This window comes from Paenibacillus harenae, from assembly GCF_030812415.1.
Taxonomy (GTDB): Bacteria; Bacillota; Bacilli; order Paenibacillales; family Paenibacillaceae; genus Pristimantibacillus; species Pristimantibacillus harenae_A.
In genome coordinates this window covers 179,566-199,774 of the sequence record NZ_JAUSST010000009.1, presented here as the reverse complement: position 1 = coordinate 199,774, position 20,209 = coordinate 179,566, and the positions used below count along the sequence as shown (strand labels likewise).

Sequence of the window (20,209 nt, the reverse complement as noted above, 5' to 3'; positions counted from 1 at the left end):
ATGAAGATGGGAATTTTGAAACGCGTAGTTAGCATGACGAAAGCTGCGGCCAATGAGATGTTGGACAAGATGGAAAATCCGGTTATGATGCTGAATCACTATTTGCGCGACTTGGACGAGGAGGTCGCTAAGGCCGAACGTGCATTGCCTCAACAGCAAGCACAGGCTCGCATGCTTCAAGCGAAGCTTACCGAGCTGAATGAGCAAGCCGCTTATTACGAGGGCAAAGCAATTCAGGCAGCATCGGAACAACGCGAAGCTGATGCTAGATTAGCACTTGAAGCGAAACTCCTCTACATGGAGCAAGTGGAAGAGAAAGCGCGTTTGCTGCAGATCGCAACCGATGCTGCTGCCGAGCTTGCAGGGCGCATCGAGTCGTTGAAGGAAGAGAAAGCTCGCCTGCAAAGCAAACGCACGGAGCTAATTGCTCGCGTCAGACAAAGCGGTACTGGCGCAAGCGGCCATCCAATGTCGTCGCAATCGCTGCAGGGCAGCGAAGCTGCTAGAGGCTTCGATCGGATCGAGCAGAAAGTAATGGAATGGGAAGCGCAGCGCGAGCTGTCCAAGAGCGCATACGGCTCGCCGTCCACGCAAGGCCATGCAATAGAACAGCAAAACGAGATCCGCAATGCTCGCATCGACGAAGAGTTGAAACGTCTGCTCGAGAAAAAATCCGTCGGCTAACATAAAAGTGGACCGCCCTGCTTCCAGCAGGGCGGTTTATTTATTATACTTGCTAATATTCCCTTAATCGAAAGGATGGTACCTTCATGTTCACGCGTCCGGCAAGCGACGAATACTCGCCTTACCAAAATCAATACGTTAGCATTGTACCCGATGGAAATATTGTAGAGCTGCTAGAGCGCCAGCAGCAAGAAACGGTCGATTATTACGCCTCGCTGACTGAGCAGCAGGCCTTATACCGCTATGCCGAAGGCAAGTGGAGCTTGAAGGAAGTGCTCGGACATATCGCCGATACGGAAGCCATTATGAGCTACAGACTGCTTCGCATTGCCAGAGGCGACCTTACAGCGCTGCCGGGCTTCGAACAAGACGATTATATAGAACCCGCTTCCTTCGACACCCTATCGAACGACGAGTTGATGGAGCGCTATACGAGCATTCGCCGCTCGACGTTGTCTCTGCTTCGCACGTTGCCGGTTACCGCTCCGGCAAGGCGAGGCATCGTGAATAACAACGAAATAACTGTCAATGCGCTCGCTTATATCATTTCCGGCCATGAGCTTCATCATGTAAAAATGATTAGAGAGCGGTATACCGTCTAGCTGTTGTCATGCTTGCAACGGAATAAGCCCCCGCAGCGTGCGTTCACGCGGCTGGGGTCTTGTTCTATTCAAGCTATCGTGTCATTCAACCATGTTCGGAACGCTTCAACGTGCAGAGACTTGTCGCTACTCCGCCTGCCGAAATGGTCATAAGAGACAGCATGAAGCTGTCGCCAGGAAGCACCCACTCTCCGATGCTTATAACCAACAAATCGATAATGAGCACGATGATGCCGACGTTGATTTTAACGAACCCCGATAAATATTCCGCGACCAGATCCGTTCCACCCGTGGATACATGGTAACGCAGCATAATGCCGATCCCCGTCCCGATAATAAAACCGCCGATAACAGCTCTCGTAAAGGCCGTCCACTCGATGTAGTAACTAAAGTAATATTGATAAGGCTCCATTAAATCGATCAAGTAGCTGGATAACAGCAAACCGCTAATGCTGATGAACAGCAGCTCCCGATTGTGAAACCATATCAACACAAAGATCGGAATGCTGGACAGCAGCATGACCAAGCCGATCTTGATGCCAAATAGGTAATTAATAATAAGCGCAATGCCGATAACCCCTCCGTCAAGAATGCCCAAGGGCACAACGAAGATATTAATGCCGATCGCGATTAACACGCTTCCGACGATGATTGCTCCGATTTTGGACAACGATAACATCTCAACCAGTCCCTTACAAATAGCCTGTCTAATCTATATGTTTCAATAAGGCTTGGCATGAATGGAAATGGAACGTACACTCTAAGATAGAAATGGATTATACTTGACCTAAGTGAAAGACGATTACAGGTCCACGGATGGGAGGAATACATATGAAATACGAGGTGCTGTACCAAGGCGCGTTCGCGCTTCTGAGAGTAGGACTTAATCGGGGCGAGAAGGTCAAAGCCGAGTCCGGCGCAATGGTATCGATGTCGCCTACGATCGATCTGACAGGCACGGTTGACGGAGGGTTGATGAGAGGCTTCGGACGGATGCTTAGCGGGGAGAAGTTCTTCTTCCAGGAAATGACCGCTGCAAGAGGTAACGGAGAAGTATTGCTCGCACCCGCCGCAATGGGCGATATTCAGTCCATCGAACTGGACGGAAGTTATACGCTCAACGTACAAAAGGACGGTTTTCTGGCCGGATCGGACAGCATTCAGGTCAATACGAAAATGCAAAATCTCGCCAAAGGCTTATTTTCCGGGGAAGGTTTCTTCATCGTCGAGATCAGCGGAAGAGGCACTGTCTTCCTCTCCTCCTACGGCGCTATTCATGCGATTAATCTCGCGCCCGGCGAAGAGGTCATTGTCGATAACGGCCATCTGGTCGCCTGGCCGAGCTATATGCAGTACAGCATCGAGAAGGCATCGAAGGGTTGGTTCTCCAGCATTACGAGCGGCGAGGCGCTCGTGTGCAGATTCCGCGGCGAGGGTGTTATTCTTGTCCAAAGCCGCAATCCGGCAAGCTTCGGCAGTTGGGTTAAACAATTCATTCCGGCAAGGTGAGACGGCTATCGACTTCCTTTTGGCGGCATGGGGCGTTTCATTCGGGAGCATACGAATGCTGGGCGGAGCAGAGAAGCTTGGGCAAACCCGGCTTCTCTGCTTTTTTTCTCTATCCTATACACTTGAAAGGAAAGGACGCTAACGTTACGATGTCGAACAAACCAATCGGAACAATCGTTCAACTGAACAGATACCCTGTCAAATCCTTTGCCGGCGAGAGCTTGGCTTCGTGTCGCGTTGATGCACATGGCTTATATGGCGACCGAGCTCGTGCTTTCATCGACGATACGAAGGATGGCTGGGACAGATACTATACCGCTCGCGATTACGCGGGCATGCTTGAGTACAAGGCCAAGCTCGCCCGGGAAGGCTCGGAGCAAGCGTTCCCTCCTGTCGAAATTACAGGGCCTGACGGACGTATTTACGAATGGAATGACAAGCTGTTAGCCCGGATTCAAACGCATGCGAGGAACAAGCTGACGATGGTGGACTATGCGCCTGGCAACGAAGGCTTGCTGGCTGTAGACAGCGCCGGCATACTCATCATTACCGACGAGTCGCTGCGTTTGTTGGAGCGGTTATGGGGCAAGGAGCTAGACAAACGACGGTTCAGAGCCAATATCGTGCTGGCGATCGACAAAGACGCGGGCCATGAACGAGAGTGGATTGGCAAACGATTGTCAGTCGGTGAGGTAAGGCTCCAGATTCATTCCGAATGCGAACGTTGCTCGATGATTACGATTGATCCGGATCGGCTCGAGAAGGATAGCACCCTGCTCAGGACGGTGAACGAAAAGCTCGGTCTAAGCTTCGGCGTCTACGCGAGCGTCGAGCATACCGGTCGATTGGCCGTTGGCGATGCCGTGTATATGACGGAATAACCGTGCGCCTAAGTTCCTGTAGCGCACGGTTATGAGCAATAGACTAGATGTCAGCTACGAATTGATGCTGTACGAGCTTGTTATAAAGCTCGTGCGACTCCATCAGCTCCGCATGCGTGCCCTGTCCCGTCACTTCGCCCTTCTCCAAGACGACGATCCGGTCGGCTCCGCGAATGGTCGAGAGGCGATGAGCGATGACGAGCGTCGTTCTGCCTTGCATCAGCGCTTTAAGCGCCTCTTGTACAAGCCGCTCCGACTCGCTGTCGAGATGCGCCGTCGCCTCGTCGAGCAGCAGAATGTCCGGATCGCGCAGGATCGCGCGGGCAATCGCCAAACGCTGGCGCTGCCCGCCGGACAGCTTCACGCCCCTCTCTCCTACCTCCGTCTCGAAGCCCTCGGGGAGCGAGGATAGAAAGGAAGTCAAGTTCGCTTGCCCGATCGCCTCCCTTAGCCTAACTTCATCGGTCAGATCGAGTAGTCCATAGGTCAAGTTATGCCGGATCGTTCCTGCCATCATCGGGCTATCCTGCGAGACATATGCGATTCGCCTGCGCCACGCCTCCAGCGGCATATCGGCAATGGGATGCTCGCCATACTTGATGAAGCCCGAGCTAGGCTCATAGAAACGCTCGATCAAGGAAAATAACGTCGTCTTGCCCGTACCGCTCGGGCCGACGAAAGCCGTCATCTGTCCCGGTTCTATCCGCAGCGACAAGGATTGCAGCAAGCCGCGATCCGGCGTGTAGCCGAACCCCACATCGACGAATTCAATCGGTTGCTTCGTTGCAGCGGAAGATGCCTCATATGCATGATGTTCTGCCGCATCCGCATGTGCATACTGCTCGGGATGTTCGTCCAGCAGCTCTTGCAGCCGCCCAGAAGCCCCCATGGCTTTCTGAAATTGCGTGAAGAACGAAGCCATCTGCGTGAACGGCATCACAATCTGGAACATGTATAAGATGATGGCGACCAGCTCTCCCCCGCTAAGCGAGCCTTGCGCAACCCGCACGCCGCCGTATCCGATCAGCATCACGAGAATGAGCAGCATGACCGACATCATTAGCGGCGATACGATCGAGACAATCTTGGCCTCCTGCAGCCCGAATCGAAACAGTCTGGCGATGCGGAAGCTGCCCTGCCGCTTCTCCAGCGGCTCGGCTAAAGAAGCCTTCACAAGCCGAATATCGGACAGCACGCGGCCAAGATCGCCTTGAAACAGCGCCGTCTCGTCCTGCATCGCCTTAGACACTTTGAACATCCTCGACCCGAGCGGCCATAGGATGAGCAATGCAGCGGGGACGGCTACGAGCATGAGAAGCGTCAAGCGCCAATCGATCGTCAGCAGCAGGATGACGCCCCCGACTACCGAGATGATGCCTCCAAGAAACGATATCACATGCCCGACGATAAAATCTTTGATCACGTTCGTATCGTTCGTTACACGGCTCATCGTCTCGCCCGAGCTGTTCCGGTCAAAGAATGGAATCGGAAGCTTCAATACCCGGCCCCATACCTCGCCCCGCAGTCCGCTTATGACATATTGGCCGATGTATGACATCGTATAGACGGAGAAGCCGGACATCGCCGTCTGCGTCAGAAATACAGCTCCCAGTACAAAAATCGTTGCCGCCCTCAGGCTCGAGGCAGACAGCTCCTCGACCATATCCATCGTCAGCAAAGGTATCGCCAGCGATAGCGCCGTCTCTCCTATACCTAACAACACAGCGGCGGCAATCAACCAGGCAGCCGGCTTATGCTTCATTATTAGCTTGAAGAACTGAACGACATTCATACCGGCAGCTTCAGTTGCCCCTGCTCTTGATTCTTCCCTATCCTTCATCTCGAACATCTCCCCTAGCCAGCTTCTTAAGCGCCTCCACGTGCTCAAATGCGCTCGCGAAAAAAACTTCCTCTTCCTTCGTGAAGGCATTCGGGAATAAGAAAGGATCGATGCTTCCTTCAATGTTGCCGATCGCTTCAATCTGCGCGAGTTCCTGCTCGCAAAGCCCTTTAATAACCGTGCTAAGCAGACTCTCCAACAAAAACAGCATTTCCACTCCCATTGCCGCTACCTTTTCATCCGAAGGCTCCATACCTTGTTTATGAAGCTCCTTCATCCGCAACAATATCGCGATCATCTGCTTCTCTTGCTCCAACCGTTCTTCCTTGGACATGCCCTTCATATAAATAGCGTCGACCACCGAGGATGGCATTTGCCGCGACAGCCATTGCTTCTGCACCTCTTCATGCTGAATGCTATGAATGAATACGAGAAGCAGATGGCTATCGACCTTGCCCGCTCCTTCCACGAGCTTCCGCATGCGCGAGATCGTCTCCATTACCCGTTCAAGCTGCCTCTGCTTCTGCTGAAGCATTTCATATTGGGCCGCCAACGAGTGCTGCAAATCGACCTCCGGCCTCTCTAAATAACTTCCGATCTCCTCCAGCGAAAAGTCCAAATATTTGAGCGTTAAAATCTTTTGCAATTGCAGCAGGTCCTGCTCGGTATAAAAACGGTGGCCGTGCTCATTGCGGATGGACGGCGCGAGCAGTCCTTTGCGGTCATAATATCGGAGCGCCCGCTCCGTTACACCCGTCAGCTTGGCGAAAGCGCCTATGGCGTACTTCTGATTAGGCTGCATATGTGGATCCATGCCTGCACCTCCTGGCTTTAGTATAGGACTTGACGTAACGTCAATAGCAATCGTTTCATTGCTAATTTAAATCGTTTTTTTCGACATTTATCCCTAAAAGACCTGCTGTACAGTTGTCTATTAATCTACTATTCTAGCGAATAATGGGACAAGTTTCGTAGTATTTTTAATATTTTAGGGGGATTTTAGCAAAAAAGGGATTGAAATAAACTTCGTTCCCGCTATAATAATCATGTGAACGTTGTGTGACAACGTTAATCGAACTTAAGGGAGCGAATCAATTGGATTACAACAATCAGCCGCAAGTCAATCCTTACAACGGGGGGTACAATCCGAATCAGCAAGTATCGCCAGTTATTACCGTTAAGGACTGGATGCTGCAAATGCTTATTCTGATCATTCCAATCGTCAACATCATCATGATGTTCGTGTGGGCTTTCGGCGAAGGCAACCCGACTAAACAGAACTATTATAAAGCCGCTTTGCTGTGGGCATTGATCATTACTATTCTTTATGTGTTGATCGTCGTACTATTCTTGGGAACGTTCATCGCGTCACTTGGATCTAGCTACTAGTCGCCATACTTTCTATATACCAATTAAACGCGCAAGGCCTCATCCATCAAGGATGAGGCCTTCTTCTTCACCGCTATCGCTGCTTCCTACAGCGCGCGGAATCGGTATACGCGGCTTGCATAATCGCCGTGGAACTGCGGTACCTTGAGTCCGGCAAACATCAGCTCGTCGCCGCCGTATGCGCCTTCCCCGCCATCAAGCACATAATCCCGATTCGGGTCGAGTCCTTTCAGACGGAAACGGTCCAGCTTCGGATACGGCTCTTGAAGAACGGAGGCAAACACAACGAACGCCTCGCTCTTATCCTTCGCCACGAACATCCATGCCGTCTCGTTGCCCTCGAACGGACTAAGCAGGCGATAGAAGTCGCCGAACTGCACCAAATGACGGACTTCCTTATACAGCGCTACTTGCTCTTTAACCGTTTCCTTCTCTTCCTCCGTAAATCTCGTCAAATCCAGCTCATAACCGAAGTTGCCCGACAATGCGACATTGCCTCTTGTCTCAAGCGACGTCACTCGGCCTACCTGATGGTTCGGCACGGCCGATACGTGAGCGCCCATGGAGCTTACCGGGTACACGATGCTTGTACCGTATTGAATTTTCAGACGGGAAACCGCATCGGTATTATCGCTCGTCCATGTCTGAGGCATATAGTAGAGCATTCCCGGATCGAAGCGTCCGCCGCCGCCCGAGCAGCTCTCGAACAAAATATGCGGGAACGAGCTCGTAATCTTCTCAAGCACCTCGTATAAGCCAAGCATGTAACGGTGTGCCGTCTCGCGCTGACGTTCCGGCGGCAGAAGGGCCGAACCGATCTCGGTCATGTTGCGGTTCATGTCCCACTTCACGTAAGTGATCGGCGCGCTGGAGAGAATATCCGATATCACTCGTACGATATATTCGCGAACGTCCGCACGGCTAAGGTCAAGAATAAGCTGTTGACGAGCCTGCGTACGTCTCCGACCTTCAATATGGAGACACCAATCCGGATGCTCGCGATACAGCTCGCTCTCCGGCGAGATCATCTCCGGCTCGAACCATAGGCCGAACTGCATATCGAGTCGCTTCACGCGGCTGACGAGATCTTCCAGTCCGTTCGGCAGCTTGTTGCGGTCGACGAACCAGTCGCCGAGCGAAGTCTTGTCATTGTCGCGCTTGCCGAACCAGCCATCGTCGAGTACGAACAGCTCGATGCCCAGCTCTTGTCCGACTTTGGCGATCGATTCGATCTTGTCTGCATTGAAGTTGAAGTACGTCGCTTCCCAGTTGTTGACGAGAATCGGACGCGTCTTGTCGCGGAACTGACCGCGAGTCAGTCTTGAGCGATACAGATCGTGGAAGCTGCGCGACATGCCGCCAAGTCCTTGATCGGAGTGAACAAGGACAACCTCCGGCGTCTGGAACCGCTCGCCCGCTTCCAGTCTCCAGTTAAAGTCGAACGGATTGAGTCCCATGAACAGGCGTGCCGAATGGAACTGGTCGACTTCGACGCCGGCAACGAAATTGCCGCTATAGACGAAGCTCGCCCCGTATACATCGCCATGATCCTCGTCCGCTCCTTCAGCCAGAAGGGCGATAAACGGATTTTGCACATGGCTGCTCGAACCGCGGCGGCTCTCCACCGACTGCATGCCAGGCTCTAGCTTTCGCTTATGCACGTGACGCTCGCGCGTCCATGCGCCGGACAATTGCAGCATTTCGAACCGGTCATGCGCGAAGTCAAGGCTCATGCTAAGCGCCCGCTGCAGTTGCAGAGTCGAGCTGCCATTATTGATTATCGTAGCCGAGCGAGTAATCGCATCGAAGTTCACGAATACCGTATAGGCAAGAACGACCGTAAGGCCCGTCAGCTCATCCTTCAATGTCAGCTCCAACGTCTGAGCCTCGTCATCTTGCTCCGTGTATACAGAAGGCAGACCTGCAAGCTCCGGCTTGCCGCTGCGAATCGTATGCGAAGCATAGCTAAGCTCCGAAACGGTCGAACCGTTCGGCAGCGCCGCTTGAATGGCCGGCGTCCGGAAATCGGAGCTTCCGTAAGTCGGATATTCCTGCGGCAGCGTATCGAGCGACAACGCGAGCTGGCTCATATCCGTGCTCGGGCTGAACGAAGCGCGCTCCTTAAGCTCCAGCAATCGGTCAAGCTGCAAGCCGCGAACCTTTTTGCCCCAATACAAGTGCGCCGGGTAACCCTGCTTCGTAAGCTGAATAACGTAGCTCGTATCCTTCGACTGCAAATGAAATACCTTTTTCAGTTCATCATAATGAATAGACATTGTCATATCCTCCAAACGGTTCATGTAATATCGTGCAAAAAACTAAGCCTTATACCCGCAGCTTTCCCTTACCATCAACGTCGTGTTGACCTCGACGTGAACGGCTGCTTCACGGCCTTCAATGCGCTCCAGCAGCAACCCCGCCGCCGTTCTGCCCATCTGCTCCGTATGTGCGCGGACGGTAGTGAGCGGCGGGCTCAAATACGCAGACAGCTCAATATCGTCGAAACCGATAACCGCCATGTCTTCCGGCACTCGCACCCCCCGCTCATGCAGGGCCCGCAATGCGCCGACAGCCATCGGATCGCTGGCGACGAAACAAGCCGTCGGAAGCTGATCTTGGGCACGATCCAGCAGCTTATTCATCGCCTCATAACCTCCGCCGGAGGACCAGTCTGCCATCACGATCCGATCCGGGCGGTACAAGCCGCGTTCATTCAATAGCAGATTGAAATAATGGCGCCGCGGATCGATGCCTTCCTGCGCTTGCATCGGCTGATGGCTCAGCGTATGCAAACGATCTTCGCCGCTGATCATCGCAATGGAAGTATGACCAAGCGCAAGCAGATGCCCGACCACGTCCTTCATTGCTTGCTCAAAATGGAGGTTAACCGAATCGCAGTCATGCGGCGGCGTATTATGGTCCAGAAACACGATTCGATCCCGATTCGCATACAGGTGATTAACGTCCTGATCGTTAATCGAGCCAACCACAATTAACCCGTCGAGCTCGTGCAGCGGCTGCCATTCGTCCCGTCCATTGCCGCGAAGCACCTTCATGATCGAGAGTCCGAGCTCTTCGCAGCGCTTCTCGATCCCTTTGCGTATGGAGAAGAAATAAGGATCGTTATGCTCATCCTCAAGCGATGACCACATCAGCAGTCCGATCTGCTGCCTGGACAGCAGCTCTTCTTTCTTCATCCGCCGCAATCGCGTTGGCTTATATTGGAGCTGTTCGGCAATGCTAAAGATACGGGTTCTTGTCTCCTCGCTAACCGATAAAGTCAAATCGTTGTTCAGTACCCTGGATACGGTGGCAGCGGAAACACCGGCTTCTTGCGCAATCTGTTTTATCGTTGCCATGTCGCACCTTCTAATTTAGTTAATAATTTTACTAAACGTTTAACAATGCCTATTTTAGCAAACGAGCGCTTTCAATACAAGCCCGCCTGCAACTTTTACATGGCGATTGCGTCTGACATCATACAATAGCATTTTTGACACTAACCTAAGTAGAGGGGATCAAAATGATAATGAAAAAGCTCATGTTTTCAATCGCACTGTTCGCGCTGCTAATCGGCTGCTCGGCAAACGGCGGCGACCCTGACAATACAGGCGGCAGCCCTGTTGCGAGCCCTGTCCCTACCAACGATAACGACAACCAAGCTAATCAAGGCGGTGACGAGCAGAACGGCGATCATGCAGCAGCGACTAGCCAAGAGGCTGCCGATGCCGTCATTCGCGCGTTGAAGGACAAAGATTTGACGAAGCTTGCCGCGGTTATCCATCCGGAGAAGGGGCTGCTATTCTCCCCTTACGCCCATATCGATCAAGCAACCGCGCTCGTCTTTCAAAAGGACGAATTGCCTGATTTGACCGATGCAACCGTTCGTACGTGGGGCGTCCATGACGGTTCAGGCGACCCGATTGAGCTAACCTTCGCGCAATATTACGATAAATTCGTTTACGACAAACCGTTTATCGATGCGGAGAGCGTTGGCCAAGATGAGATCCTTGGACATGGAAATACGATCGTCAACATCGATGAAGTATTCCCGAATAGCTATATCGTCGATTATCATTTCAGCGGCTTCGACAAGCAATATGAAGGGATGGATTGGGAAAGTCTCATCCTGGTGCTCGAGCAGCATGAAGGGTTTTGGTACGTGAGCGCCGTCGTTCATTCGCAATGGACGATCTAAGCCAAGCAGGAAACGTCAAACGGCTGGCAGAGAAGGAACAATATCCTTCTCTGCCAGCCGTTCTTGCTTATTGCGATCGCAGAAACTTCTCCAACTCCGCTGTATCGTAAGTTTTGTAAACCAGCTTCTCGTCATCGAATACAAGGAAGGCAGGAAATGCTTCAAGCTCGAATTGTCCCTTCACATCGATAATCACGTTATGATCCGGTACATATCCCATGAGGGCAAGCCCGCCTTTCAGTGCCGATGGGATCTCCTGTTCCATTTTGCTGTCGTCATAGCGTTCATCGACATTCTCGCCGCTTACGACGACTGTATGCAGTCTGCCTTTGCCCTGAGCCAGCCATCCCATCCGCTTATACTTCTCCTGCTCGGTCATCTCCAGAACGACAAGCTCATCGAGCTTATCCGTGCTTGAATCAGGCGGATAGATGCGTACTCTCTGACCCTCCTTTAAGGTCGCGAGATCTACTGTCTCTCCTGCTTCATTACGTATAATGGTGCTACTCGTGAGCCTGCCATGATACTCCGCGCCCCAATCGTTCTGCCCCGGCCCTTTATCATTCCGATGCGCCCAATCCGAAATGTCTACGATCACTTTCCCTTGCTCGGCATCCACTCTTGAGAAAAAACCGATTAATACATCGTCCTTATATCCCCCTTGCGATCGCCCGCAGCCTGTCGCAAGAAAGGCAAGCACGAGTATAAGCATGACGGCGAACGACCGACAACCGATAGAACGCTTCATTCATTTTGCTCCCTCCATTTTTCCATTCTAGACGGAGGACATGCTCATTAAGTTGCTTCGCTAGCCGATAAACTTGCTTATCTCGTCGTTGACCTCGTTCCGCTGCTCCCACATCAATCCGTGACCGCTATTATACAGCCATATCAATCGCGAATTGGCGATGCCTTCGTGCAGCGCTTCCGCCAGCGGCGGTTTGCTGATCTCGTCATGAATGCCTTGGAGAATCAAGGTAGGCACTTTGATCCAAGGCAGATCGCCGAATAACACCTCATCCCTTAGCGACTCCATCACTGCCGCCGTCGAATAACCCGCTGCCTGAAGATTCATCTGGAAAAACCAATCCGCTAGAGGTTCGCCGACATTTTGATAGAAGAACGAATACGTCAGATCCTGCAGCATTCTCGGGCGATTGTTATACGTCGCATCGATAAGCTGATTCACTTCTTCCTTCTCCAGGCCGTACGGAAACTTCGGACGCTTGGTGAAGCTGGGTGCAGCAGCAGCGAGCAGCACCAGCTTCTTCACGCCGTACCCTTGGTAACGGGCCATATACCGGATCGCAATCGCGCCGCCGACAGAGTGCGCTGCAAGCGAGAAGCTCCGTAGTCCAAGCGCCTCGACAACGCAGCGGATATCGTCCGCAAGCCTATCATAGCTATACCCTTCCCACGGCTTGTCGGATTGGCCGAAGCCGCGAAGGTCGATGCCGATACAGCGATAGCCCATCGCCGGCAGCACGCCAAACTGATACTCGAACAGCTTATGGCTCGCCGGCCAGCCATGTATGAACAGGATCACGTTCGTGCAGGACGGATTCACGTCCTCTACGTATATTTTCACATCAGTCTCCACTTCCACGTAATACCCCATGCCGATTCCTCCCTTAGACACAACTGAGCTCTCATTACAATCAGCATACGCGTCTTGCAGGCAATGGGTGAACGCCTAAGCCTAACGGTTGTCATCGATCTTCTATTAATCTGATTTCAACTTCCCTATTAATCTAAGATCCGATTGGGTATAATTAACAATAGATTCCAATTCATAGATTCGGGAGGCAGCAGAAAAAATGAGTAAAACAACGTATGAGGAGTTTGTGGAGCAGGTTAATCGCTATCGAATATTCCCGTTCTCGGATTTGGTAGCCGAGTACCCATCGCTTACTGCAGCGGCAGCCGATAATGAGTGGCATACGGGCACGGAGCTTGATCCATGGCTTTGGCGGATCCGTATCGTAAAGGACGGTTATGCGGCGTACGGGAAGTTCTTCGGTACGAAGGCCTCTTTCGTTCATGTAGACGCCTTTCCGCTTGTTAAGGTGTTATTATCGGGTGGAACAACGGTTGAGGCAAGGTACCGGGACGGCTTATTATCAACGCATGCGTATAAACTTTACGAGCTTATCCGCGAGGCAGGCAATATCGATTCCCGGCAATTACGCAAAGCAGCCAAGCTCGATGCGAAGGAGCAGAAGAAGGAGTATGAGTCGGCGCTCGTCCAATTGCAGAACTTCGGCGACATCGTCATTACCGGCGCGAAGGAAAACGATCATGACGGTGGCTGGAGCAGCATGTGCTACGAGACCTCGGACTACTGGCTGGAGCAACTCGAGCAGAGGCCGGACAACGATATACCGGAGGCTCCATCGATTCAGCAGGCCAGAGACCAGATCAGCACCGGTCTTCGCGAGTTGTGTACGACGGAGAAGTCATACGGCTATTTTGCCAAAAAACTGAAATTAAACGCCTAAGTCCGCGGACTTAGGCGTTTCATTACATCGACGATTGCTGCAAGCATAATGCCGGCGCTATACCTTATTAGATCAATGAATAGAAACCCATGACCCAAGACGAGTCCGCCTAGCGTCGTATGTCTGATTGCGTTGATCCAATTCGCTTGATACAGCTGGCTGAACTCGATCGCGAAGCATATGCCTATACTTATGACTATCGCCCATGATACCGGCTTATTCACCCACAAGCATCGAACGCTGCAATAGATCATGCATGCCCATAAGGCATCTCCGAAATGATCGGCGACAAAGGGCGGAAGCGCCTCCGAATACATTCGAACGCCAAGACCGGAGGCTACGATTAATAGTATGGCAGCCATATAATAGAGTCTGGCTTTCATCATCGCTATTGTCCCAGCAGCTCTTGGATGAACGGCTCAGCTCCGGACTTCGTAAGCTCATAGGTGATTTGCCCAATTGTGCCATCCGCCCGGACGAAAAAATTAGTCGGGATCGCCGTTATGCGATACTGCGCAGACACGATCCCTTCCCTATCGAGCAGCGTAGGCATTTGGACGTCGTAGGCTTCAAGGAAAGCTTGTGCCTCTTCCACGCTGTCCTCCGTTGTCACGTTCACGGATATAATGTCGATCTCTTCCTTGTATTTCGAATAAATATGGTTCAAATCCTCGGCCTCGCTCTTGCAGCCCGGACACCAGGAAGCCCAGAAATTAATCAGCTTCGGCTTCCCCGACGATGCCGTTACTTGAATCGAATTACCCGCCATATCCGGCAATTCGAAGTCGATCATACGCTCGCCATATTGTTCCGTAATCACCGTTTCGAGCGGTATCGATTGCTCTATATAGTTGTATATCTGCACTCCGCCTATGAGCAACGCCGCCGAGACGATCGTTCCGGCGAGCGCCGCGAGCAGCTTCTTCTTCACCTCGGATGCCCTCCATTATTCAACGGTTTTTATTTATAATCACAAAATGCGAAGTATGATCTTGCACGCTTATATATTTAACGAGCAACGAAATTTTGTTGTCCTCGTTAAGGCTGCGCCAATAAAAATCAGCCGTCTCCTTCATGGAGTCGAATATAGGTATCTCTATAGGCTCGCCGATAAACGGCCGCAGCACCCCATGCTCTTCCGATCTATAAGTATGAATGCAATGTCCGATTCCTGGCGTAAAGGAGCTGTAGTGATAGAAATTGCGGATGCACACGGCCTTGTCATTGTTATTCGACTTTAGGATCGATAAGCTGTATTGACGTGCGCGGGTATCGATTACTCCCGATATTCGCGGCGTATAATGCGGCGGGTCCGGCTCGTACTGCCTCTCCTTTAACGCATCCTCGAACGTAAGGCCTTGGGCGAATCCGTCATGCAAGGTGTCCGTCTGATCGCCGTTCGATACAATGTGCTGCTCTTCGTGCACTCGAATCGGATGATAGATAATTAAGGAAGGGTCCTCCAGCTTCGAGGGGTCGTAGGCCGCGTTCCTCACGCTATGCCCGTCCAACTCGAACACTCGATTGCGGCTATTGTCGCTTCTCCCCATAATCCAATAGATTTGCGCGTAGTGCTCTCCCGAAGGCGTCATTCCAATCGTTAACGTTCTGCCTGGATACGGGTTAGCAAAGAGCTGCTGCTCAACATTCGTCATCCTGCCATCCACCTTTATATCATTTTCTACGTTTCATCCATCATATCCCTACTTTTGGCAAAAAGAAATACCGTCTTCTGCAAGACGGCATTCCAAGCGTGCAACTATCGACTATCGATTATGCTCCAAATAGATTTCCGCGAAACGGGCAGCCGGCACCGGCGGACTATAAATGTAGCCTTGAACGGCATCGCATTTATGCTCGCGTATAATGCTAAGCTCCTCTTGCGTCTCGACGCCCTCGGTTACGACTTTCAAGTTCAGGTTATGGGCAATGACGATCAGCGACTTGAAGATCATCTGCTTCTTGAAGTCGGACACGATGTCGCTAATAAACGATTTGTCGAGCTTAAGCGTATGCAGCGGAATATTTTGCAGATAGCTTAGCGAGGAATAACCCGTGCCAAAATCGTCCAGCGACAGCTTCACGCCGAGGTTCTGCAGCTCATGCAGCACTTTGAGCGTATGCACCGCATTATCCATGAAGATCGACTCCGTAATCTCCAGCTCGATCTGCTGCGGCCTTATTCCGGCATCGGATATAATCCGTTCAATCGTATGTACGATATGCTTCTGCTGGAATTGCAGCATCGACATGTTGACGCTGACCGACATGCCGGTCATCCCCATTCGCTCCCATTCGCGAATTTGCTGGCATGCCGTATGAAGCACCCATTCCCCAAGCGGAATGATGAAGCCCGTTTTCTCGGCAATCGGGATAAAATCAAGCGGCGATACCATGCCGAATTCCGGATGCTTCCAACGAATGAGTGCTTCCGCGCCATAAATTCTGCCCGTCGTCATCTCGATCTTCGGCTGATAGAACAAGGTGAATTGGCCATGCTCAAGCGCCTTGTACAGGCTGTTCTCAAGCATAAGCTCCTTCTTCGGCACATCGTTCATGGACGGCGAATACATTTTGGACGTGTTCCGTTCCTTCTTCGCTACGTACATGGCAATATCCGCTTCCTTCACGAGCTGATCGCCCGTATCCGGTTTCATCTCGCTCTTAATGCCTATCCCGATGCTCGCCGTTATGTAGAACATCCGCTCGTTAATGACGATTTGCTCGGCAATCGCCGTCAGAACGTCTTCCGCCAGCATCAGCGTCCGATGCAGATGATTGACGTTCTCCAACAGGGCAATGAACTCGTCGCCGCCGAAGCGGAACACTTTGCCCCGCGCCCCGATCGCTTTCACGATCCGGTCGGCAATCTGCTTCAGCAGCTTATCGCCGCTTCCGTAATCGAGCGTGTCGTTAATGACCTTGAAGCGGTCCAGATCGATGAACAGCAGCACGAAATGACCTTCGGGGCGCGGCATTCCGGAAGCCATTATATTTTCGATATATCGATGGTAGGCGTTGCGATTCGGCAGTCCGGTCAGCAAATCATGCGTCGCCTGATACTCGATCAATCGCTCCGTTTCGATGCGGTGATCGATCATTTTGTTGAATTGATCCGCCATATATTCGAATTCGTCGTTCGACTGAATATCGAGCTTATGGTCCATGCTGCCAGCCGCGACAGCGCTCGTAACCTGAATGACCTTGCGAATGTTCTCCAGTATAATGACGCGTACCAAATAAAGGATAATAAACGACATCAGGAAGAGCGCCCCGACCGTAATGGAGATGGAGTCGACCAAGCTCTTATGGAAGTCCGTCAGCATATTGTCCTTCGGGATAACCGTCTCGAAATGCCACATCTCATCCATGATCGGAATCGGATAAAACAACCTGAACACTTGTCCGGACAGCTCTACATCCGACGTGTATCTAAGCTCGGGCTTAGCGCTTCTCGGAAGCATGTCTCCATCCTCGCCCGGCCATGCAACATAAGGTTTCATGACAAGCTCGGGATTGAGACCGTTAGCGAGATAACGATTCCCCGATGTAACGATATTCGCATAGCCCCCAAGCGGATGAATTTTCTCGACTTGCGCCTGAACGACCTCAAGGGAGATGTCGGCGCCCACCATTCCCAAATATTCGCCTTGTCCGTCTAGAATCGGCAGCACGAGCGAGGTCATCGGTATTTGCTTGCCTTCAACTTCATACATATAAGGCTCTATAAGCGAAAAACGTTTCGTCCGTTTCGGAATTTGATAGTACGCGCCTTCGACCTCATCCTCGTAGTTCTGGAGAGGCAGCACCTCAATAGCATCTCCCGTGCGAACCGCGTACGGAATGAAGCGTCCGGTCTCGTCGTCATAGCTAAGCTTGCTTCGATGAAGCGCGTCCTTGCCGTCGAAAGCGTTCGGCTCCCATAGCGTATAGACGCCAAGCACATTCGGGTGCTCTTCCAGCACCTTTTGCAGGACGCGGACGATATAATCGCGATTTTGCGCTTGATCCTCGCGCATCTGATCCATGATCGATCTTAACGTCTCGAGAACCGCGATCGTCTCATCGAGATTGTTCGCGAACCGATGGGAGTAAGCCATGGACTCGGTCCGGGCGAGCAGCTCGCTTTCCCTTAGATTCGTATCGTAAAGCTTGCCGAGGTGGGCAGAGACCAATATGACGAATGAAAGGAGTATAAGCATCCCCAAGGATATGACCAGCTTCTGAGCGATGCTTAATCGAATCTTCCTCACTACTCTATCAGTCCCTCCAAATTGGACAAGCATAAATCGACGTTATTTGCCAAAATATGATATGGGTCTAGTATACTTGACAAATTATAGACAGTACAATGCTAATTGAATAAGTTTCCATGTAAAATAATCGACAAAAACCGCGTTGGTTTATAGCTGCTTTTGGTTGCAGAATCAGTCGAGCAATTGGCAATCAACACGTAAAGCTGCCTTGCTTTCGGATGCGGATCAGGACGAAGCGCTAAAGTTTTAATATCGGCAAACCAAATAGAGCTCCTTACTTCTCTTAGGAGCCCGTCTCCGGACGTTAAATGACAATACCATATTTTAACAAACTTCTGCGCAATACGGCCGCCATGATGTTATAGCCAAGTACATTAGGATGCAGGGAATCATCGGCCAGTTCCGGCCGCAATGTTTTTCCGTCGGGACCAACTAACTGGGCGTGATAATCGATATAGATTGCTCCTTCGTGACTAGTCATTTTTTTGAGCGCGATATTCGAAGCGGCGAGTAATTCGTTTCGGGTGTCGCTGCTGCAATTGGGGCATTGAATAATGGGTTCAAAATGAAAGCAAGGAATGTTTCTGCCCGAAGGAAGGCTCGAACCGACTATCGGCATTATACCGTTGCTCCTGGCCAGCCGTACCATCATCGTAAAATCCTTTAAAATTTCATCATAGATTTGTCCGGGGGTTCTTCTCTGGTCCCCTTCAACGGCATCCAGCCTCCAGGTATTGTTTGTTCCCCCTAAAATGTGAACATATTTAGGTTTTAACTGAATGACGTCTGCCGGAAAACGCCGTAACATCGTCGGCGTAACGTCTCCCGCAATCCCTCGATTAATGATAAACTTGCCCGCTGAATGAAAATAGACTTGTAAATCCCAATACTGCGTGATCGATTCTCCGATAAAATCAAAATCAACTGCGATAGGATGTGAGAGAAGTTGTTCATTGTAGCCGTCGTAGACGGACCGCAAACGATCGGCCGCGGCAATAAACGAGAAGGTTCCAGGTCTAATAATGGGCGTTCTTTGTTTAGGCGGAAGCAATACCATTCCTTCTTTCTAACCGGAATTCGATCTCCATTCGAGCAAAATAGCCTCCCCGGCCGCTCCGGCTCCGATAATAATGACATCGTAATCAGTCTTCTTCATAAGCGGTCCATTCAAACCGTCAAGACCCTATATTATATTGGTTTGGCGGTCATCTCATGTACTGAGGTGATGACGGTGTACCTGAATATTTTTCGGCAAGCCGCCGAATACGTAAGAGTCCATGCTCCTAACGTGATAATCTGTCGATTGCTTCTGCCGAGCTGTTACCGGAGACCTGCAAGCATATAGGGGCAGCACCCCTGCTTCCCGTCCTTTACGTCACTAGGTATATCGAATACCGGCATCGTAATATACCCATACGAACAAACCCAGTACCTACAAGGTACTGGGCCATTTTGCGAAGCCGATATTCTGTCTATAGAAAATCATCGATCAACGAAAGTCCATTGATGATTACTCAATGAAGAGTTCATATCGAACCTTTCGTTCGGAATTCGAAACTTTCCCGGATGGATTGAAATCGAGAAAAGGCGATGCATGGATAATCTCCCATACCCCGCCTTTTCTTTATTTTCACATTTTTTAGAATTAGGCAAGCTGTCTGCAAAGTGAGCGAACCTGCTTTTGTGACAGCCACCTCTTCTATTCGCGGATTTAGAACAGGCCTCTATCCGGATGTTATTGCTGCTGCTTCGTATCCTCGTTTTGCTGTTGTTGCTTATGCTCATGTTCATGGATATGCCAGCCGCCGGAAGGCTGCTCGACATGGCCTTTGCTTCTGCCGCCATGAATCTTGTACAGCTCCTCGCGCAGCTGCTCCTCGCTCTTGCCGTCTGTCTTAATGCCATGCTTAGCGGCAATATCGCGGAGATGCTCCAGCCGTCTCGCTTTATGCTCAGCCTTATAGGCTTCCCATTTGTCCTTATTCGCCGTCTTCGCAACCTCTAGCTCCTGCTTAAGCTGCTGTGCCGTCTTGCCCGAAGACTCGATGCCGAAGTATTGAGCCATCTCTTTGAGCCGCTCAAGCCGATGCGCTTCGAAATCTTTGCGCGTCATATGCCCATGATGATGCTCCTGCTTCGCGTCTCCCGGCGTTTGCGCCTGCTGCTCGGAGACGTTAGCCTCCGGAATCGAAGCCGCCCAGACCGGGGCAGCGAACAATAGGGCAGATAGAGCGAGCGCCGGAACGAACCATTTTGCTGTCATGTATGCCACTCCTTCTACCTATAGAATCGTGATGCTAAAGAGGAAGCAGTCCTCTACTGGATTATTTTGCCCAAGCACGACATCCTATA

At 51.4% G+C, this 20,209-nt stretch carries 20 protein-coding genes; 7 read left to right on the top strand and 13 right to left on the bottom strand.

The annotated features are described in order from the left end of the window. The first annotated feature begins 6 nt into the window (after window positions 1-6). The gene (locus J2T14_RS28220) at window positions 7-684 is read left to right on the top strand and encodes a PspA/IM30 family protein (RefSeq protein ID WP_307476358.1); all 678 of its coding nucleotides are present in this window, start codon (window positions 7-9) and stop codon (window positions 682-684) included. A gap of 86 nt (window positions 685-770) precedes the next feature. Continuing rightward, complete coding sequence (locus J2T14_RS28215) at window positions 771-1,286, top strand: DinB family protein (protein WP_307476356.1); 516 nt, start codon at window positions 771-773, stop codon at window positions 1,284-1,286. Between the two features lie 85 nt (window positions 1,287-1,371). On the opposite strand, the gene J2T14_RS28210 is transcribed toward J2T14_RS28215, so the two are convergent. Continuing rightward, window positions 1,372-1,965 carry a YitT family protein gene (locus J2T14_RS28210; RefSeq protein WP_307207493.1) on the bottom strand — a complete coding sequence of 198 codons (594 nt, stop codon included), beginning with the start codon at window positions 1,963-1,965 and terminating at the stop codon, window positions 1,372-1,374. 152 nt (window positions 1,966-2,117) lie between these two features. Between J2T14_RS28210 and J2T14_RS28205 the strand changes: the two genes are divergently transcribed. Together J2T14_RS28205 and J2T14_RS28200 are read left to right on the top strand one after the other, a co-directional pair. Then, window positions 2,118-2,795, top strand: a complete 678-nt coding sequence (locus tag J2T14_RS28205; protein ID WP_307207495.1) for a TIGR00266 family protein — start codon at window positions 2,118-2,120, stop codon at window positions 2,793-2,795. Window positions 2,796-2,944: 149 nt separating this feature from the next. Beyond that, complete coding sequence (locus J2T14_RS28200) at window positions 2,945-3,676, top strand: MOSC domain-containing protein (RefSeq protein ID WP_307476354.1); 732 nt, start codon at window positions 2,945-2,947, stop codon at window positions 3,674-3,676. 43 nt (window positions 3,677-3,719) lie between these two features. Here J2T14_RS28200 and J2T14_RS28195 read toward each other — a convergent pair whose 3' ends face one another. Then, on the bottom strand, window positions 3,720-5,468 hold the full coding sequence (locus tag J2T14_RS28195; RefSeq protein ID WP_373458224.1) for an ABC transporter ATP-binding protein: 1,749 nt from the start codon (window positions 5,466-5,468) through the stop codon (window positions 3,720-3,722). 37 nt (window positions 5,469-5,505) lie between these two features. Next, window positions 5,506-6,330 (bottom strand): MerR family transcriptional regulator, encoded by an 825-nt coding sequence (locus J2T14_RS28190; RefSeq protein WP_307476350.1) that lies wholly within the window; start codon window positions 6,328-6,330, stop codon window positions 5,506-5,508. Window positions 6,331-6,611: 281 nt separating this feature from the next. Between J2T14_RS28190 and J2T14_RS28185 the strand changes: the two genes are divergently transcribed. Beyond that, window positions 6,612-6,905, top strand: a complete 294-nt coding sequence (locus J2T14_RS28185; protein ID WP_307207502.1) for a hypothetical protein — start codon at window positions 6,612-6,614, stop codon at window positions 6,903-6,905. An 86-nt stretch (window positions 6,906-6,991) separates the two neighbouring features. On the opposite strand, the gene J2T14_RS28180 is transcribed toward J2T14_RS28185, so the two are convergent. Beyond that, complete coding sequence (locus J2T14_RS28180; RefSeq protein ID WP_307476348.1) at window positions 6,992-9,181, bottom strand: alpha-galactosidase; 2,190 nt, start codon at window positions 9,179-9,181, stop codon at window positions 6,992-6,994. A 42-nt stretch (window positions 9,182-9,223) separates the two neighbouring features. Next, window positions 9,224-10,264 (bottom strand): LacI family DNA-binding transcriptional regulator, encoded by a 1,041-nt coding sequence (locus tag J2T14_RS28175; protein WP_307207505.1) that lies wholly within the window; start codon window positions 10,262-10,264, stop codon window positions 9,224-9,226. A 170-nt stretch (window positions 10,265-10,434) separates the two neighbouring features. Here J2T14_RS28175 and J2T14_RS28170 point away from each other — a divergent pair, with 170 nt between their 5' ends. Beyond that, window positions 10,435-11,103, top strand: a complete 669-nt coding sequence (locus tag J2T14_RS28170) for a hypothetical protein (protein WP_307476345.1) — start codon at window positions 10,435-10,437, stop codon at window positions 11,101-11,103. A 67-nt stretch (window positions 11,104-11,170) separates the two neighbouring features. Here the strand turns inward: J2T14_RS28170 and J2T14_RS28165 are convergent, their stop codons facing one another. After that, window positions 11,171-11,851 (bottom strand): hypothetical protein, encoded by a 681-nt coding sequence (locus J2T14_RS28165; RefSeq protein WP_307476344.1) that lies wholly within the window; start codon window positions 11,849-11,851, stop codon window positions 11,171-11,173. 60 nt (window positions 11,852-11,911) lie between these two features. Next, window positions 11,912-12,721, bottom strand: a complete 810-nt coding sequence (locus J2T14_RS28160) for an alpha/beta fold hydrolase (protein ID WP_307207511.1) — start codon at window positions 12,719-12,721, stop codon at window positions 11,912-11,914. A 199-nt stretch (window positions 12,722-12,920) separates the two neighbouring features. Between J2T14_RS28160 and J2T14_RS28155 the strand changes: the two genes are divergently transcribed. Then, entirely contained in the window at window positions 12,921-13,601 is a 681-nt protein-coding gene (locus J2T14_RS28155) for an AlkZ-related protein (RefSeq protein ID WP_307476342.1), read from the top strand. Here the strand turns inward: J2T14_RS28155 and J2T14_RS28150 are convergent. The 6 genes from J2T14_RS28150 to J2T14_RS28125 all read right to left on the bottom strand — a co-directional run bounded on the left by J2T14_RS28150 (window position 13,598) and on the right by J2T14_RS28125 (window position 20,120). Next, the gene (locus J2T14_RS28150) at window positions 13,598-13,987 is read right to left on the bottom strand and encodes a ribosomal maturation YjgA family protein (RefSeq protein ID WP_307476341.1); all 390 of its coding nucleotides are present in this window, start codon (window positions 13,985-13,987) and stop codon (window positions 13,598-13,600) included. The genes J2T14_RS28155 and J2T14_RS28150 overlap by 4 nt on opposite strands. Window positions 13,988-13,989: 2 nt before the next feature. Further along, window positions 13,990-14,532 carry a TlpA family protein disulfide reductase gene (locus J2T14_RS28145; RefSeq protein ID WP_307476339.1) on the bottom strand — a complete coding sequence of 181 codons (543 nt, stop codon included), beginning with the start codon at window positions 14,530-14,532 and terminating at the stop codon, window positions 13,990-13,992. 19 nt (window positions 14,533-14,551) lie between these two features. Beyond that, window positions 14,552-15,256, bottom strand: a complete 705-nt coding sequence (locus J2T14_RS28140; RefSeq protein WP_307207519.1) for an IMP cyclohydrolase — start codon at window positions 15,254-15,256, stop codon at window positions 14,552-14,554. A gap of 111 nt (window positions 15,257-15,367) precedes the next feature. After that, window positions 15,368-17,854, bottom strand: coding sequence for an EAL domain-containing protein (locus J2T14_RS28135; RefSeq protein WP_307476336.1), 2,487 nt, complete (start codon window positions 17,852-17,854; stop codon window positions 15,368-15,370). 307 nt (window positions 17,855-18,161) lie between these two features. Beyond that, on the bottom strand, window positions 18,162-18,914 hold the full coding sequence (locus tag J2T14_RS28130) for a GDSL-type esterase/lipase family protein (protein ID WP_307476334.1): 753 nt from the start codon (window positions 18,912-18,914) through the stop codon (window positions 18,162-18,164). 678 nt (window positions 18,915-19,592) lie between these two features. Beyond that, window positions 19,593-20,120, bottom strand: coding sequence for a hypothetical protein (locus tag J2T14_RS28125; RefSeq protein ID WP_307476333.1), 528 nt, complete (start codon window positions 20,118-20,120; stop codon window positions 19,593-19,595). Window positions 20,121-20,209 lie beyond the last annotated feature (89 nt).

Bases quoted from the DNA above. Each gene is read 5' to 3' on its own strand.
- J2T14_RS28220 (WP_307476358.1), top strand. From the start codon at position 7: ATGGGAATTTTGAAACGCGTAGTTAGCATGACGAAAGCTGCGGCCAAT.
- J2T14_RS28215 (WP_307476356.1), top strand. From the start codon at position 771: ATGTTCACGCGTCCGGCAAGCGACGAATACTCGCCTTACCAAAATCAA.
- J2T14_RS28210 (WP_307207493.1), bottom strand. From the start codon at position 1,965: ATGTTATCGTTGTCCAAAATCGGAGCAATCATCGTCGGAAGCGTGTTA.
- J2T14_RS28205 (WP_307207495.1), top strand. From the start codon at position 2,118: ATGAAATACGAGGTGCTGTACCAAGGCGCGTTCGCGCTTCTGAGAGTA.
- J2T14_RS28200 (WP_307476354.1), top strand. From the start codon at position 2,945: ATGTCGAACAAACCAATCGGAACAATCGTTCAACTGAACAGATACCCT.
- J2T14_RS28195 (WP_373458224.1), bottom strand. From the start codon at position 5,468: ATGAATGTCGTTCAGTTCTTCAAGCTAATAATGAAGCATAAGCCGGCT.
- J2T14_RS28190 (WP_307476350.1), bottom strand. From the start codon at position 6,330: ATGGATCCACATATGCAGCCTAATCAGAAGTACGCCATAGGCGCTTTC.
- J2T14_RS28180 (WP_307476348.1), bottom strand. From the start codon at position 9,181: ATGTCTATTCATTATGATGAACTGAAAAAGGTATTTCATTTGCAGTCG.
- J2T14_RS28175 (WP_307207505.1), bottom strand. From the start codon at position 10,264: ATGGCAACGATAAAACAGATTGCGCAAGAAGCCGGTGTTTCCGCTGCC.
- J2T14_RS28170 (WP_307476345.1), top strand. From the start codon at position 10,435: ATGAAAAAGCTCATGTTTTCAATCGCACTGTTCGCGCTGCTAATCGGC.
- J2T14_RS28165 (WP_307476344.1), bottom strand. From the start codon at position 11,851: ATGAAGCGTTCTATCGGTTGTCGGTCGTTCGCCGTCATGCTTATACTC.
- J2T14_RS28160 (WP_307207511.1), bottom strand. From the start codon at position 12,721: ATGGGGTATTACGTGGAAGTGGAGACTGATGTGAAAATATACGTAGAG.
- J2T14_RS28155 (WP_307476342.1), top strand. From the start codon at position 12,921: ATGAGTAAAACAACGTATGAGGAGTTTGTGGAGCAGGTTAATCGCTAT.
- J2T14_RS28150 (WP_307476341.1), bottom strand. From the start codon at position 13,987: ATGATGAAAGCCAGACTCTATTATATGGCTGCCATACTATTAATCGTA.
- J2T14_RS28140 (WP_307207519.1), bottom strand. From the start codon at position 15,256: ATGACGAATGTTGAGCAGCAGCTCTTTGCTAACCCGTATCCAGGCAGA.
- J2T14_RS28130 (WP_307476334.1), bottom strand. From the start codon at position 18,914: ATGGTATTGCTTCCGCCTAAACAAAGAACGCCCATTATTAGACCTGGA.
- J2T14_RS28125 (WP_307476333.1), bottom strand. From the start codon at position 20,120: ATGACAGCAAAATGGTTCGTTCCGGCGCTCGCTCTATCTGCCCTATTG.